A 348-nucleotide genomic window follows, 5' to 3' on the forward strand; every position below is an offset into this window, starting at 1 on the left:
GGCGCGTTGCCGGGCCCTCCTGGAAGTCGGCGTAGATATCGTCTTCGATGATGCGCAGGTCGTGCTCGCGGGCCAGTTCCAGCAGGCGGTAGGCCACTTTGGGGGTGAGGCTGGTGCCCGTCGGGTTGTGGTACAGGCTGTTGATGAACAGGCATCGTGGGCGATGCTCCGCAAGCAAGCGCTCCAGCGCAGCCAAGTCTGGGCCCTCGGCCAGGCGCGGCACGGGCAACATGCGCACGTGGTGCTGGCGCAGCAGGTTGAACAGGTTGTAGTAACCGGGGTTTTCCACCAGCACCGTATCGCCTGGGCGCAGCAGCGTGCGTACCAACAGGTCGAGGCCATGGCTGG

At 65.5% G+C, this 348-nt stretch carries 1 protein-coding gene; it reads right to left on the reverse strand.

Annotated elements, in window-relative coordinates:
- Positions 1-348: aminotransferase class I/II-fold pyridoxal phosphate-dependent enzyme (locus tag SB765_RS28450; protein WP_410932333.1), on the reverse strand; the 348-nt coding region annotated here is incomplete at both ends.

The organism is Pseudomonas sp. SIMBA_067, assembly GCF_046534675.1.
In the GTDB taxonomy this organism is placed as follows: Bacteria; Pseudomonadota; Gammaproteobacteria; order Pseudomonadales; family Pseudomonadaceae; genus Aquipseudomonas; species Aquipseudomonas putida.